The sequence below is a fragment of the Lysobacterales bacterium genome, from assembly GCA_016721845.1.
Classification (GTDB): domain Bacteria; phylum Pseudomonadota; class Gammaproteobacteria; order Xanthomonadales; family Ahniellaceae; genus JADKHK01.
Map to the genome: position 1 here is coordinate 137,429 of JADKHK010000005.1, position 14,152 is coordinate 151,580.

12 protein-coding genes and 2 pseudogenes are annotated in these 14,152 nt (G+C 63.5%); 6 read left to right on the top strand and 8 right to left on the bottom strand.

Features of this window, described 5'->3' with window-relative positions:
* Positions 1 to 7: 7 nt before the first annotated feature.
* From IPP28_03025 to IPP28_03035, 3 genes are read right to left on the bottom strand one after another with little or no spacing between them, the layout of a single operon-like run.
* Positions 8 to 1,318: an ABC transporter permease gene (locus tag IPP28_03025; GenBank protein MBL0040027.1), complete on the bottom strand. Its 1,311-nt coding sequence runs from the start codon at positions 1,316 to 1,318 to the stop codon at positions 8 to 10.
* Between the two features lie 10 nt (positions 1,319 to 1,328).
* Complete coding sequence (locus IPP28_03030; protein MBL0040028.1) at positions 1,329 to 2,054, bottom strand: ABC transporter ATP-binding protein; 726 nt, start codon at positions 2,052 to 2,054, stop codon at positions 1,329 to 1,331.
* A gap of 44 nt (positions 2,055 to 2,098) precedes the next feature.
* The gene (locus tag IPP28_03035; GenBank protein ID MBL0040029.1) at positions 2,099 to 3,364 is read right to left on the bottom strand and encodes an efflux RND transporter periplasmic adaptor subunit; all 1,266 of its coding nucleotides are present in this window, start codon (positions 3,362 to 3,364) and stop codon (positions 2,099 to 2,101) included.
* A 227-nt stretch (positions 3,365 to 3,591) separates the two neighbouring features.
* Between IPP28_03035 and glmS the strand changes: the two genes are divergently transcribed.
* The gene (gene glmS / locus IPP28_03040; GenBank protein ID MBL0040030.1) at positions 3,592 to 5,424 is read left to right on the top strand and encodes a glutamine--fructose-6-phosphate transaminase (isomerizing); all 1,833 of its coding nucleotides are present in this window, start codon (positions 3,592 to 3,594) and stop codon (positions 5,422 to 5,424) included.
* 76 nt (positions 5,425 to 5,500) lie between these two features.
* Here the strand turns inward: glmS and IPP28_03045 are convergent, their stop codons facing one another.
* From IPP28_03045 to IPP28_03055, 3 genes and pseudogenes are all read right to left on the bottom strand, one after another.
* Positions 5,501 to 6,013, bottom strand: a complete 513-nt coding sequence (locus IPP28_03045; GenBank protein ID MBL0040031.1) for a transposase — start codon at positions 6,011 to 6,013, stop codon at positions 5,501 to 5,503.
* An 8-nt stretch (positions 6,014 to 6,021) separates the two neighbouring features.
* Positions 6,022 to 6,240: pseudogene (locus IPP28_03050) on the bottom strand (transposase).
* A 37-nt stretch (positions 6,241 to 6,277) separates the two neighbouring features.
* On the bottom strand, positions 6,278 to 6,730 hold the full coding sequence (locus IPP28_03055; GenBank protein MBL0040032.1) for a transposase family protein: 453 nt from the start codon (positions 6,728 to 6,730) through the stop codon (positions 6,278 to 6,280).
* Positions 6,731 to 6,962: 232 nt separating this feature from the next.
* Here IPP28_03055 and IPP28_03060 point away from each other — a divergent pair, with 232 nt between their 5' ends.
* The 4 genes from IPP28_03060 (at position 6,963) to IPP28_03075 (ending at position 11,036) form a co-directional block, all read left to right on the top strand.
* Positions 6,963 to 8,234, top strand: coding sequence for a TniQ family protein (locus tag IPP28_03060; GenBank protein ID MBL0040033.1), 1,272 nt, complete (start codon positions 6,963 to 6,965; stop codon positions 8,232 to 8,234).
* A 266-nt stretch (positions 8,235 to 8,500) separates the two neighbouring features.
* On the top strand, positions 8,501 to 8,788 hold the full coding sequence (locus tag IPP28_03065; protein MBL0040034.1) for a transposase: 288 nt from the start codon (positions 8,501 to 8,503) through the stop codon (positions 8,786 to 8,788).
* 70 nt (positions 8,789 to 8,858) lie between these two features.
* On the top strand, positions 8,859 to 10,103 hold the full coding sequence (locus IPP28_03070) for an ISL3 family transposase (GenBank protein ID MBL0040035.1): 1,245 nt from the start codon (positions 8,859 to 8,861) through the stop codon (positions 10,101 to 10,103).
* 78 nt (positions 10,104 to 10,181) lie between these two features.
* Positions 10,182 to 11,036 carry an IS3 family transposase gene (locus IPP28_03075; GenBank protein ID MBL0040036.1) on the top strand — a complete coding sequence of 285 codons (855 nt, stop codon included), beginning with the start codon at positions 10,182 to 10,184 and terminating at the stop codon, positions 11,034 to 11,036.
* 9 nt (positions 11,037 to 11,045) lie between these two features.
* Here the strand turns inward: IPP28_03075 and IPP28_03080 are convergent, their stop codons facing one another.
* A complete protein-coding gene (locus IPP28_03080) occupies positions 11,046 to 11,930 on the bottom strand; it encodes an FRG domain-containing protein (protein MBL0040037.1) in 885 nt (294 codons plus the stop codon).
* Between the two features lie 189 nt (positions 11,931 to 12,119).
* Between IPP28_03080 and IPP28_03085 the strand changes: the two genes are divergently transcribed.
* Positions 12,120 to 12,722 carry a hypothetical protein gene (locus tag IPP28_03085; GenBank protein MBL0040038.1) on the top strand — a complete coding sequence of 201 codons (603 nt, stop codon included), beginning with the start codon at positions 12,120 to 12,122 and terminating at the stop codon, positions 12,720 to 12,722.
* Positions 12,723 to 12,975: 253 nt separating this feature from the next.
* On the opposite strand, the pseudogene IPP28_03090 reads toward IPP28_03085, so the two are convergent.
* A pseudogene (locus tag IPP28_03090) lies at positions 12,976 to 13,914 on the bottom strand (transposase).
* Positions 13,915 to 14,152: the final 238 nt, after the last annotated feature.

Below are 14,152 nucleotides of genomic sequence, written 5' to 3' on the forward strand. Positions count from 1 at the left end.
GCAGGCCTCATTGCGACTTGAGTTGCAGGGCGGGGACCTGGCGCGCGGCGCGCCAGGTCGGAAGCAGTCCGGCGAGCACGGCGCTCACGACCGCGATCAGGATGGTCGCCAGCACCATCCACGGATCATGCCGGGCGACGCCCGCGGCATCGAAGCTGTAGCGATCGACGATGCGCAGGCCGCCGTAACTGAGCAGCAAGCCGAGCACGGCGCCGGCTGCGCCGATCACGATGGTCTCGGTCAGGTACTGGCGGATGATGTCGCCGCGGGTCGCACCGAGCGCCCGGCGCACGCCGATCTCGCCACTGCAGGCGGTGAACTTCGCCAGCAGCAGGCCGACGACATTGGCGATGCAGACGAGCAGGAAGCCGAACGCGAGCCAGGTTTGCAGGCGGGTGTCGGCATCGACGACTTCGTTGAACGCCAGCCAGTCGCGCAGATTGCGCAGGCGCACGTTGTCCGGGCGCTTGAAGCGGCCGAGCTTGCGCTGCTCGGCGACGTGCGCGGTGAGGTAGTCGCGGTACTCGGCCACTGCATTCGCGTCCTTCAGCTCCACCCAGTACTGGATCCAGTTGCATTCGCTCTTCAGGAATCCGGCATAGCCCGGTTCATCCGAGTTGTCGCTGCAATTGGTCCAGCCGTCATTGCGCCACTCGCGCGCGACCGCGTTGCGGAACGGCAGCATGACCTGCTCTGCCTCGGTCGGACCGGCGCCGCTGAGCAGGCGATAGAACTTCGGAATCGGATTCCAGCGTTCGAGCACGCCGACGATGCGGTAGTCGCGATCGTCCATGCGCACGCTGCGTCCGGTCGGGTCGGTGTTGCCGAAGAGCTTTTCCGACAGCTTGCTGCCGATCACGACGACGAACTCGCCGGCATCGTCGTCGCTGGCGCTCCACGGTCCACCGAAGCGGAACGGGGTCTCGAACAATTCGAAGAAGCCGCGCGTCATGGCCAGGCCCGGTTCGCCGAACGGCGGCAAGTCCTTGCGGTTTGCGTCGATCGTCGGACTGATGCCGTAGACCGCCGCCCGGTTGGACCCCTTGCCCGCGCGCAGGAAGCGATCGACGTCGAGATAGCCGAGCTGCCGGTCGGGTTCATCGCCCTCTTCGTAGTTGTCGGCCGGTTGCGTATCCAGTTGCGGCACGAACAGCTGGCTGCTCTTGTGCGGCATCGGGTCGCCGCCGAGCACGTGCATGACGGTATAGGCGGTCATGCTGGCGCCGACGCCGAAGCCGAGGATGAGCACCATCAGCGTGGTGAGGAAGGGGTTGCGCTTGAGGCTGCGCAGGCCGAGCCGGAAGTAGTAGCGCCACATGGGAATCTCCTCAGGCCGTCTTCGCGTACGACTTCGCCGGCGCACCCGCATGCAGCAGGGTGACGCCGCGATCGAGGTCGCTGACCTGGCCATCGATGATGTGCACGTTGCGCTGCGCGCGCTGTGCCAGTTCGGGATCGTGGGTGACCATCACGATGGTCGTGCCGCGGGCATTGATCTCCTCCAGCAGTTCCATCACGCCGCGCGCCATCGCGGTGTCGAGATTGCCGGTCGGCTCGTCGGCGAGCAGCAGGCGCGGTTCGCCGGCCAGCGCCCGCGCGATCGCGACGCGCTGTTGCTGTCCGCCCGAGAGTTCGGCCGGGTAATGCTTCATGCGCGAGGCCAGGCCGACCCGCTCCAGCGCACCCTCGATGCGGCGCTTGCGTTCGGCGCCGTTGAAGCCGCGATAGCGCAGCGGCACGTCGACGTTGTCGAACAGGTTCAGGTCCGGAATCAGGTTGAAGCCCTGGAAGATGAAACCGATCTTCTGGTTGCGCAGACGCGAGCGTGCATCGTCGTTCAGGCCGCGCACCGAGACGCCGTCGAGCAGGAATTCGCCATCGCTGAATTCTTCGAGCAGGCCGGCGATGTTCAGGAAGGTGGTCTTGCCGGACCCCGACGGGCCGGTGACCGCGACGAATTCACCTTCGCGCACGTCGATGTCGAAACTGCGCAAGGCATGGGTCTCGATCAGATGGGTGCGGTAGACCTTGCTGAGCTGCTTCATGGTGAGCATGGGGATGTCCTGGCGGCGTTCTGGAAGTAGGAAGGAGCGTGGAGTCAGTCGTTGATGCGGACGCGTTTCGCGTCTTCGAACAATTCGGTGCCGGCAATGACGACGCGGTCGCCGGGCTTGAGGCCTTCGAGCACCTCGACGGCCTCGAGGCTGCTGTCGCCGAGGCGTACCGGTTGGCGTTCGGCGATCTCGCCACGCACCAGCCAGGCCGTGCGACCGCCGCCCTGCTCGACGAACGGACCGCGCCGCAGCAGCAGCACGTCCGGCTTGTTCTCGATCAACACGCGTGCCGATACCCGCTGGTTCTGGCGCAGGCCCTGCGGCTGCGCATCGGCGAACGCGACGCGCGCCAGCACTTCGGCGCCGACCACTTCCGGCGAGATCGAGGCGAGGCGGCCACGGGCCTTGCCCCCCGGCACGTCGAGCTCGACGTCCATGCCGATGCCGAGGTCGTCGGCATAGGACTCCGGCACGCGGATCTCGACTTCGAGTCGCGACAGGTCGAGCACGATCATCAGCAAGGCATCGCGCGCGAGTTTGGTGCGGTCGCTGACCGCGACCGTGCCGACGATGCCGTCGACCGGCGCGCGCACCGTCAGTTCGGTGTAGCGGCGTTCCAGTTCGGCCACGACCGAATGCTGGCGACGCAATTCCTGGGTGCGCGTCGAGCGTTCGAAGCCGACCGACTTGCCTTCCAGTTCGGCATCGGCGGCGGCATGGCGCGACCGGATCTGGGCGGCCGCGACCGCGTCCTTGGCGCGCAGGTAGTCGACTTCCGCGATCGCGCCAAGGCGGTGGCCGCGTTCGGCACGTTCGAGATCACGCTCGGCGGCGATGCGTGCGACTTCGGCTTCGTCTGCGGCCTTCAACGCGGTCAGGCGCAGGCGTTCCGATTCGATGCCGGCGCGCTCGCCGGTGGCCTGGAGGCTGGCCAGGACCGCGCGCTCGCGTTCCAGTTCGGCGGCGAGTTCGGGCGAGTCGATCACCGCCAGCACCTCGCCTTTCGCGACCGATGCGCCGGCCCGTGTCTTCAAGGTCACGGCACCATTGGCCGGTGCGTACAGGCTCGGGCTGTCGGCGGCGACGATGCGGCCGTCGGCGATCGCATCGCGCACCAGGGTGCCGCGCTTCACTTCGGCGAAACGCAGGCGGCTGGCGTCGACGCTGCGTTCGCTGGCGAGGAAGCGCAGCGCCAGCAGCACCACGGCGATCACCGCGACGATCACGCCGCCCCACAGCAGCCAGCGTGCCCGGGCGGCGCCCGGTGCGGCGGCGATGCTGCGATCAGTGGCGGAGGTATCTCGAATCATGGCGGTCGTCCGTGGCAGTCCGGACTGATTTTGCAAATCGCGTGCCATCGCCAATTCATTGATGGGAAAGACAATTGCGGTGAGAAGCGAGGCGTCCGCGGCTGTCCGGTCGTCCGCGCTGCGGACACCGCCGCTGCGGTGGACTGCCAGCACCCGGCCATGTCCTTGCCCGAAGCCGGACGTTGCGCTCGCTAGAATGCCGCTTCGAATTCGGAGAGTGCATCGGCATGTGTGGAATCGTTGGTGTCGCGGCGCGACGGGATGTGGTCCCGACCCTGATCCATGGCTTGAAGGCACTCGAATATCGCGGCTACGACTCCGCCGGCATCGCCTTGCTCACGCCGAATGGCCTGGAGCGTCGGCGCGCCAAGGGCAAGGTCAGCGAGCTCGAGGCGCTGCAGGCGGCGACGCCGATCGGCGGCCACACCGGCATCGCGCACACGCGCTGGGCCACGCATGGCGTGCCGGCCGAGCGCAACGCGCACCCGATGGTCTCGAACGACACGGTCGCGGTCGTGCACAACGGCATCATCGAGAATCATGCCGAACTGCGCGAGGAGCTGCGCACCCAGGGTTACGCCTTCACCAGCGACACCGACACCGAAGTGATGGCGCATCTGATCCACGCCGTGCACAGCCGCGGTGCCAGCCTGCTCGATGCGGTCAGGCAGGTCTTGCCACGCCTGCATGGTGCGTATGCGATCGCGGTGGTGTCGACGCGCGAGCCGGGCGTCGTTGTGGGCGCGCGCAAAGGATCGCCGATGGTCATGGGCCTCGGGGACGGCGAGCAATATCTCGCCTCCGACATCCACGCCTTGCTGCCGGTCACGCGCCGCTTCGTCTATCTGGCGGAAGGTGACATCGCCGAGATCCGCATCGATGGCACGCGCGTGTTCGACGCCGAAGGCCGCGAAATCGTGCGCCCGGTCAAGGAAGCACATTTCAGCGCCGATGCGGTGCAGCGCGGCGAATACCGTCACTACATGCTCAAGGAAATTCACGAGCAGCCGGCCGCGATCGCCGACACGCTCGAAGGACGCCTGAGCGGCGGCCACGTGCTGACGCAGATCTTCGGGCCGAGCGCGCAGGATCTGCTGACGCGCACCCAGGCCGTGCAGATCGTCGCCTGCGGATCGAGTTACCACGCGGCGCTGGTCGCGAAATACTGGATCGAGTCGCTGGCGCGCATCCCGGCCCAGGTCGAGATCGCCAGCGAATACCGCTACCGCGATTTCGTGGTGATGCCGGACACCCTGCTGGTCTCGGTGTCGCAGTCGGGCGAAACGGCCGACACGCTGGCGGCACTCAAGCTCGCCAAGGGCATGGGTTATCTCGGCACGCTGGCGATCTGCAATGTGCCGGAGTCATCGCTGGTGCGCGAATCCGAATTGTCGCTGATGACCCGCGCCGGTCCCGAGATCGGCGTGGCCTCGACCAAGGCCTTCGTCACCCAGCTCACGGCGCTGCTGCTGTTCGCGCTCGAACTCGGGCGTCATCACGGCCTGTCGGCGCAGCGTTATGGCGACGGCGTGGCCCAGCTCGAACACCTGCCGAGCGCGGTTGCTGCAGCGCTGGCGCTCGATCCACAGATTCGCCAGCTCGCCGAGTTCTTCGGCGACAAGCAGCACGCGCTGTTCCTCGGGCGTGGCACGCAGTTCCCGATCGCGATGGAAGGCGCGCTCAAGCTCAAGGAGATCTCCTACATCCACGCCGAGGCCTATCCGGCCGGCGAACTGAAGCACGGCCCGCTCGCCCTCGTCGACGACGAGATGCCGGTGATCGCGGTCGCGCCGAACGATCACTTGCTGGAGAAGCTCAAGTCGAACATCGAGGAAGTGCGCGCCCGCGGCGGCCGCCTGATCGTGTTCGCCGACCGCAGCGTCTCGCGCGGCATCACCAATGCGCAGGAAATCCTGCTCGAACTCGAACCCTGCGGCGATCTGATCGCCCCGATCGTGTTCATCGTGCCGCTGCAACTGCTCAGCTACCACGTCGCCGTGCTCAAGGGCACCGACGTCGATCAGCCGAGAAATTTGGCCAAAAGTGTCACGGTGGAATAGCGCACCACTCAGTGTTTTCCGAAATGATCCTAAAAATAGGGTCTTCAGGAACTCGTGTGGGTGATTTTGCCCGATTTCACAGCGGCGGCAGCATGCAAGTGAGTATTTTCAATCGCAGGTACTCCTCATCGCGCAGGCCGTAGGCGCGGCGCTGGATGACGCGGATTTTGTTGTTGAGTCCTTCGACGAAGCCGAGCGAGACCTTGTTCTCCGGGCGGCTGTAGGCGGCAATGCCGTCCCAGTGGCGTTCGATCATCGCGGCGAACTGTTCGTAGGGCGCGAGCCGTTGCCACTTGAGCGTCGCGCCAGCGTCGAAGAAGCGCCGCGCGCCGGCTTCGGTCTTGTAGCTCCACAACTGGCCGAACGATTCCTTGAGCAGGTAGGCGGTGTTGAGCCGCTTGTTCGCGGCGAGCAAGGTCTTGAGCGCTCTGCGACCGTCGGTGCTGAGGTTCTCGCGGTTCGACAGCAGGGTGTATTTCTGGCCCTTGATGAAGCGCCGGTCGTTCCCCGACAGGCGCGCGTATTCGGCCTTGCGGACTTTGTCCAAGGCGTCGCCGAGGTGGCGCATGACGTGGAACTTGTCGAACACGATCGCCCTGCGGCGCGCCGCGTGGCGTTGCGGAACGGTTTCCACATGTCCATCACCGCCAGTTTCACGCGGCGGGCCTTTTTCTGGCCGATATCCGCATAAAACGCCGCCATGCTGGCCTCGGAACGATCCGTGCCGCCGAACCAGATCGGTCGCTTGCGCTTGAGGTCGCTGACCACGATGCGGTAGCGGTGTCCCTTCTTCACCGAGATTTCGTCGATGCCCAGGCGGGGCCGGGCGTGCCGGCCTTCGCCAACTGCGCCTTCATGTACTGCTTTCCAGCGTCTTCACGCTGTCCCAGTCCAGGTGCAGTTCCTTGGCCACCGCCGCGATCGATTCGTTGCGGCAGCGTCGCCCGACGTAGTACGCGAAGCGCTTGGTGTAGAACGCACTGTCCGACAGGAAGTCCAGGGCCTCGCGCTTCACGGCCTGGCAGTGCGGGCAGCGGACGCGACGGACCTCGAACTCCAGGAAGATGCGGTATGGCCCGCACGGCATATCCCGCACCCGCCGCGTGCGCCGGTCGTACCAGCCGGACTGCTCGCGCCCGCAGGCGCCGCAGCGTGTTTTTTTGAGCGCCGTACCAGCGTCACGACCCGCGCCTGCGGGTCGCCGAACACGCCCTTCACTTCCTCCAGCGGCCGGAAACCGGGGACACGGTACGCGTCGAGCAGACGCTTCTTGCAGGGTTTGGATCGCATCGCCGCATGATCGCAAAATCCGGCGCGCCGCGGACCACCGAAACAGCCTTGAAATCAGGCCTCAACGGAGGATTTTGGCGCCTGATTCACCCACACGAGTTCCCGAAGAGCCTAAAAATAAAAGCTGTAAAAATTTAATATAAGTTGTAATGCCTGCCTCGTCGCCCCGGCTGTCCCCCCAATCCCATGACTGCCTTTGCGTATCGAGCGAGCAAAGCGTGTCTCCGTGACGGTCGGTTGATCCGCTCGTGGCTGGCGAACACATGATTCGCGTCAGGCCAATGCCGGGCGAAATCGCCGAAGGTCACTTGTCGAGAATTCGCATCGTCAACGGGATTTCGTCGCGTAAGCGGGTCATTGATCTCTTGAGAGCACAGAGCAGCGATCCCACGGCGCCGATTCTGCACTTGCTGGCGGCATTTTCCGGAATGGACTCAACTGCGTACGCGATCCTTCACAGCATGATGCCGGCGCTGCGCGTGGCATCTCGCGAAGAGGCTCCTGCGCTACATGGGTCTCCGGAGGGTGCCGCGTTTTCCCGTCGCTTGGGCATGCTGGCCCCAAGGCCTGGAAGTCGTATCTGTGCTCGCTGCAATGCGCAGAGCCTTGCGGAGCAAGGATTCAGTTGGTTCCGACGCGAACATCAATTGCTCGGAGTGGATCTGTGCCCGGTCCATGGCTGTGGCCTGCAAGTCATCGACTGCGGGGACGCATTTTCTGAGCCACCAGAATTTCGCGAGGTCCGCGGCGAATTGAAGCTTGCTCAGCTGGATTCCGTGGTTAAAAAGGGGGGCGACTCGTTCGTCGGCAGATTCATCTCGCTTACTTGCTCGTATCTCAATCGAGATGCGCCGTTGCCGACGCGGGCGTTGCACGCCGAGCTATCTAGCCGCGCTCGGTTAGCCGGACTTCGGACTTCAGACTCCGGCCATAGACCTCTGCTGAGCGACGCAATTCTTGAGCGAGCGCCGAAAGGATGGCTTCAAGCGCATTTTCCCTTGCTCATTTCCAAGCAGCCGTCCAAGAAGTACTACCCGATCGACAACCTCTTGATGCCGTCATCCCCCGCGGGTTCTGGCGATGCCTACGCGCTCGCGATTGCAGCCCTCAGCGTAAACGAAGCCGACAGCAGAGCATGCCTTGACGCTGCATCCCAAAGGGCCGAAATACCCAAGCCAAAGCATCGCCGGTTAGGTCCCGAGTTCTGGCAAGGAAAGGCCTACTTGCTCTACGAGGAATGCAGCGGAAACGTCACCCAAATGGCGCGTCTAATGGGCGTGGACCGAAAGTATCTCGGCGCAAAGCTGATGGAGCTGGGGCTGCCAAGCCTAGGGAAAATCGAGAACTCGTCGTTGCTGCTGGCGCTTAGGGATTTCATAAATGGCGCAGGCGTCACAGAATCTTGCTCGAGCCGTCAATTGGACCCAAAATTGTTGGAATCGTTGCTTAGGGTGGCTTGCGCTAGATTGGCGAGAGTGGCGTCAGCAGTTGGGGGCGCCGAACTTTCATCCGCAAATTAGCTCCATTGGCGAACGTCCACTCCTTGCGGAAGCGGACACCCAACGCACCGTTGACCCGGCGGTTTCTCGACCCTCGGGCTGCAACTGGATCGAGTCATCCGCTGTGCGAAAGGTCTCAATTGTCCTCGTGGAACGTGCGATCCCATTCATCGCGTTTGAAACGAAAGCGCCGCATTTCGGCGACTTTAATTTCTCGCTGAACCAGTCCCGTTTCCGTGGACACCTGCTTTTGGGTCGTATTGAATCGACCCTGACAGGAGAAGTCCATGAAGACCAAGAAGCGCAAGGCGTACCCCGAGGATTTCCGGCGCGAGGTGGTGCGGCTGGTGATCGAGGAACAGTTGTCGCATTCCGAGGTGGCGCGGCGACTGGACGTGCCGTCCCAGACCGTCGGCAATTGGGTTCGCGATCGGGACAAGATGCTGCCTGATCCGGCGACCGGGATGACGCCATTGGCGATGCAGAAGGAACTGGCGCGGCTGCGCGCCGAGAACGCGAGCCTGAAGCTCGATCGGGACATTCTAAAATGGCTCTTCGGGAACTCGTGTGGGTGAATCAGGCGCCAAAATCCTCCGTTGAGGCCTGATTTCAAGGCTGTTTCGGTGGTCCGCGGCGCGCCGGATTTTGCGATCATGCGGCGATGCGATCCAAACCCTGCAAGAAGCGTCTGCTCGACGCGTACCGTGTCCCCGGTTTCCGGCCGCTGGAGGAAGTGAAGGGCGTGTTCGGCGACCCGCAGGCGCGGGTCGTGACGCTGGTACGGCGCTCAAAAAAACACGCTGCGGCGCCTGCGGGCGCGAGCAGTCCGGCTGGTACGACCGGCGCACGCGGCGGGTGCGGGATATGCCGTGCGGGCCATACCGCATCTTCCTGGAGTTCGAGGTCCGTCGCGTCCGCTGCCCGCACTGCCAGGCCGTGAAGCGCGAGGCCCTGGACTTCCTGTCGGACAGTGCGTTCTACACCAAGCGCTTCGCGTACTACGTCGGGCGACGCTGCCGCAACGAATCGATCGCGGCGGTGGCCAAGGAACTGCACCTGGACTGGGACAGCGTGAAGACGCTGGAGAAGCAGTACATGAAGGCGCAGTTGGCGAAGGCCGGCACGCCCGGCCCCACGCACCTGGGCATCGACGAAATCTCGGTGAAGAAGGGACACCGCTACCGCATCGTGGTCAGCGACCTCAAGCGCAAGCGACCGATCTGGTTCGGCGGCACGGATCGTTCCGAGGCCAGCATGGCGGCGTTTTATGCGGATATCGGCCAGAAAAAGGCCCGCCGCGTGAAACTGGCGGTGATGGACATGTGGAAACCGTTCCGCAACGCCACGCGCGAGCACGCGCCGCAGGCCGCGATCGTGTTCGACAAGTTCCACGTCATGCGCCACCTCGGCGACGCCTTGGACAAAGTCCGCAAGGCCGAATACGCGCGCCTGTCGGGGAACGACCGGCGCTTCATCAAGGGCCAGAAATACACCCTGCTGTCGAACCGCGAGAACCTCAGCACCGACGGTCGCAGAGCGCTCAAGACCTTGCTCGCCGCGAACAAGCGGCTCAACACCGCCTACCTGCTCAAGGAATCGTTCGGCCAGTTGTGGAGCTACAAGACCGAAGCCGGCGCGCGGCGCTTCTTCGAGCGCTGGCGCGACGCGCTCAAGTGGCAACGGCTCGCGCCCTACGAACAGTTCGCCGCGATGATCGAACGCCACTGGGACGGCATTGCCGCCTACAGCCGCCCGGAGAACAAGGTCTCGCTCGGCTTCGTCGAAGGACTCAACAACAAAATCCGCGTCATCCAGCGCCGCGCCTACGGCCTGCGCGATGAGGAGTACCTGCGATTGAAAATACTCACTTGCATGCTGCCGCCGCTGTGAAATCGGGCAAAATCACCCACACGAGTTCCTGAAGACCCCTAAAAAAAGAGCGGCGGCGTACTTCGCGAAGGAATCGTCGTGAGGTACGCCTGGATCAAGGACAACGATCCGGAGTTTGCGGTGCAGCGGATGTGTCGACTGCTGTGCGTCTCGCGCTCGGGCTTCTACGCGTGGCGCGACCGCGCGCCCAGTGCGCGCGAGCAAGGGAATATCGAACTTGCCGAAGCGGTGAAGTCGATCTTTGCGAACTCGCGCGAGACCTATGGTTCGATCCGCGTGAGCCAATCCTTGCGCGATGCAGGACGCTCGATCGGCCGTCATCGCGTGCGGCGAGTGATGCGTGAAGCCGGTTTGCGGGCAGCGGCTCGACGCGCGTTTCGGGTCACGACGAACTCGAACCATTCGCTGCCGGTCGCCGAGAATCTGCTGCAGCAGCACTTCGTCGCGACGGCCCCGCACAAAGTGTGGCTGTCCGACATCACCTACATCAAAACCGACGAAGGTTGGCTGTTCCTGGCCTGCGTGCTCGATCTGTACAGCCGTCGCATTGTCGGCTGGGCCACGTCCACGCGCATCGACAGCGAACTCATCGTCTGGGCGCTCTCGATGGCGGCATGGCGCTTCAAGCCGGAAGGAACGATCTGCCACAGCGACCGCGGCGTGCAGTACGCGAGTCAGGCCTACCAGGCCGTCTTGAAGCAGCACGGACTCGTCTGCTCGATGAGTCGTCGCGGCAACTGCTACGACAACGCGCCGATGGAAAGCTTCTTCAGGACATTGAAAGTCGAATGCCTGTACCGGCGCCGGCTGCGCACGCGCGACCAGGCCAAGCGCGCCATCGCCGACTACATCGAATCTTTCTACAACTCGCAGCGCATGCACACGCGCATCGGCTTCCAGACCCCTCAACAAGCGATGCGCCGTGCGTCATGATTAACCCCGCTACCCAATCGCGGGTGTCCGTGAAATCGGGACAGGTTCACGCGCAACGCCTGCCAGATCTGGATAGATGAACGACGCCGTCAGCCCGACGCTGACGAGTTCACCTAGAAGCCTCCCGACGACCGCGTAGGGAAAGAAAATCTTGTGAATGAACGGTCGCGCGATCTCGTAGTAATCGAGCGGAAAAACGTTGAAGCCATGAAGGGTAAATGTACCCGATTGCGCTCGGATTCTTGCACTGTTGTGCGGCGCGAGGACACAAAGCGGCGCATAGGTGTTGATCTTGCTCGGCTCGGTCGGTCGAGCGTAGCTTCTCCAATACCCGTCAGCGCAAATGTCGACGGGGTAAGCTTGGTCGTGGAAAAGCATATTGATAGCGTTCGGATCGATGGCATAGATCGCGAATCCATCGGAGCGAAATTCGTCACCAGCGAGAAATTTTTCGGCAGCGTCATCGTCCGAGGCAGTCTCCGGAGAAAGATACTCGGTCGCAAAGTACAGGGCCACGAGTGCGTTGGTCGTCCAGTCAAGCAATCGAGTTGGAACGCCGTAGTGCTGCATCAGGAACAACCACTCGAAGTCGTCGGCCGGCAAACGGGCGACGAAAGGTCGAGCGCGGCGCTTGAATTCATCGAACATGCGTTCCGGACACAGCCCTGTGACCGAATTGCCTGAGCCAAGGAGCTTCTCATCCCCTCTTAGCTTGCGGCCAGCGTAGTCCCGCAGCGGCACCACATCGCGAAGCACCGACGGCAGGAGCCGGTGGGTCGCACTGGAACTTCCTCGAAACCACGTCCGCTCCCCGTACATGCCGTTGAGGTCATGAACGATGCCGAGATATTCGCTTAGCGTAGTGGCGACGTGTAGTTGAAGACCAGATGTCATTTTCTGTCCAAGCCGGGGAACCGCTCCGATTCTTCAGGTCGCGCCGTGGGGGGGCGAAACGTTGCGATTCAATACGAGAACAGCCTATTGCCTGGCGCCCGTCATGTCGGGCTATCGCACTCCGGGACAGATCTTGCGGCTGTTCTGGGACAGCTACGAGGATTGGCTTATTCCTACGAGTGGCTGCTAATGGCAAGTACTGGCCGAAACGCTGTCGGTGCTTTGCTGCTTGCGTGCGCCGCCGCTCTCCCCGGATGGGCGAGCGCGCAAGTCGCCTTCGAAGCCGACGTCGAGATGCTTCCGGGAGGCAACATCGCTCCCGGCGGCACTTCGTTGTGGCGTTTATCCATGACCAATACTGGGCTGATTGCGATCGACACGCCTGTTGCAGGCACGAACTTTATCGAGGTCGGATCAGGCAAAACCATCACGCTCCATGCAGTGCCTGAGACAGCGCCATGCACAATCAGCTACACCGACGTGTATCTACCTGCAACGCAGCAAGTACAAATCTTCGCCGATGTCTTTTTTGCGGATTCGCCGTTGCCCATTGATGGCACGTCCTCATGTGTCGTCGGAATCACGATCGATTCGGCAGCACCGAACTATTTCGTGCAGGAGTTCGGGTTCCAAGGTGGTACAGGCGTGGCCGCGGTGAATCGCCGGGTCGACATCCCATTCCTGCTCGGGCCTCTCAGCACGCCAATACCAGTTCTTTGGCCATTCGGTCTGGTGATCCTGGGGGCTGGGGTTCTCTTGATCGCAAACTCCAAGCTTCGCGCGAGAAACTGAAGCGACGTCCGGCGAACTCAGTTGGAAGCTTTTTTTGGGGGGGTATAGGAAGTTCAAACGCTCTTTTCGGCCAGTCTGTCGAGTAGGCGGCGGTCGCGCAAGCACCGGATCGGGCACGGGCCGGACGTTCGCAACGCGGATTTCGGCGTGACGCTGGCCCGCTGCCTCGCGATCCACGGCCGTTTCGCACCGATTCCCGACAGCGAGCCGAGCGCAGCCCTGCGGTTGGTCGCCGCATCAGGCCAGCTGCCGATTACGCAGCCGCGGCCGGCGGCCCTCGCGGCCGGGGGCGGTAGTGCGCCTGCTCCAGCGCGCCGTGTCTCTCGAAGTGGTCGAGGATGGCGCGGATGGCGGCGGGTTCTTCGATGCTGGCGACGATCCGCACTGCGCCGCCGCAGTGGATGCAGGTGGTCACGTCGATACCGAACACGCGCTTGAGGCGTTGTGCCCAGCTCATCGCGCGGCGGCGTTCGTCGGGAGTGCATTGGTCGGTGCTCGCCTCGGTCGATTCCGCATTGATGGCAGGCCGCTTGCCGCGCCCCGATGGCGTCAGCTGCGCGCGCAAGTTCGCGTTCGGGGCGAATACGCCGTGGAAGCGGGTGAGATGCGCGCGAGGTGGCGGGACCAGTGCCGCCAGCTTGGCGATGAACTCGATGGGCTCAAACTCGATGTGCGTCGTGCCGTTCTTCCACGGCGTCTTGAGTTGGTAGCGAACCCGGCCCTGCGGCGAGATCGACAGGCGCTTGTCGCTGATCGCCGGGCGCGTGATGTAGCGGCACAGCTTTTCGAGCTTGTGGCTCTCGTGTGCTTCCGCGGCCACGCCGGCATGCAGCGAGAAGCCGCCGACCTTGCCGGCTGCGCCTTCCAGCGCGCCGGCGTCGTCGGGCAGCACTTGCAGTGTCGCCACCTTGCGCCCGGCGTGCTTGCCGGTCGCGATGCGGTAGGTGATGGAACTCATGCGCAATGCGTCCATGGCGTCGTCGCTGCCAGCACGTTCCGAGAGGAAGGCCGATTCGTCCTCGCCTTCGAGCCAGCCTTTGCGCGCCAGATGCCGGCACACGCGATTCGCGATCCTGTCAGCCAGGTGCGTCAACTGCGCGGAGGTCGGGGCGCGAGCGCGATGCAGGCGTGGTTTGCGCTGCGGTTGCTCCACTTTCTCCTCGTACACGCCGTCAAGCCACAGCATGTGGAAGCACCATTTGAAGAGCCGCGAATTGCCATCAGGCCAATCCTGATCGGGATCGGCTTCAGCCGCGATTTGGACTTGCGGCGAGCACCCCATCGCGACTGAAGTCGAAGTGTTTGCCTACCCCCTCCCCGAACATCGGAGATGGCTTGCAAGGCTCATACAACCTCGCATCACAACTGAAGCCGCTCCCACAGATTGGGCTTATGGCATCGCGACTGATGCCTCCTGCAGCGAGACCTCG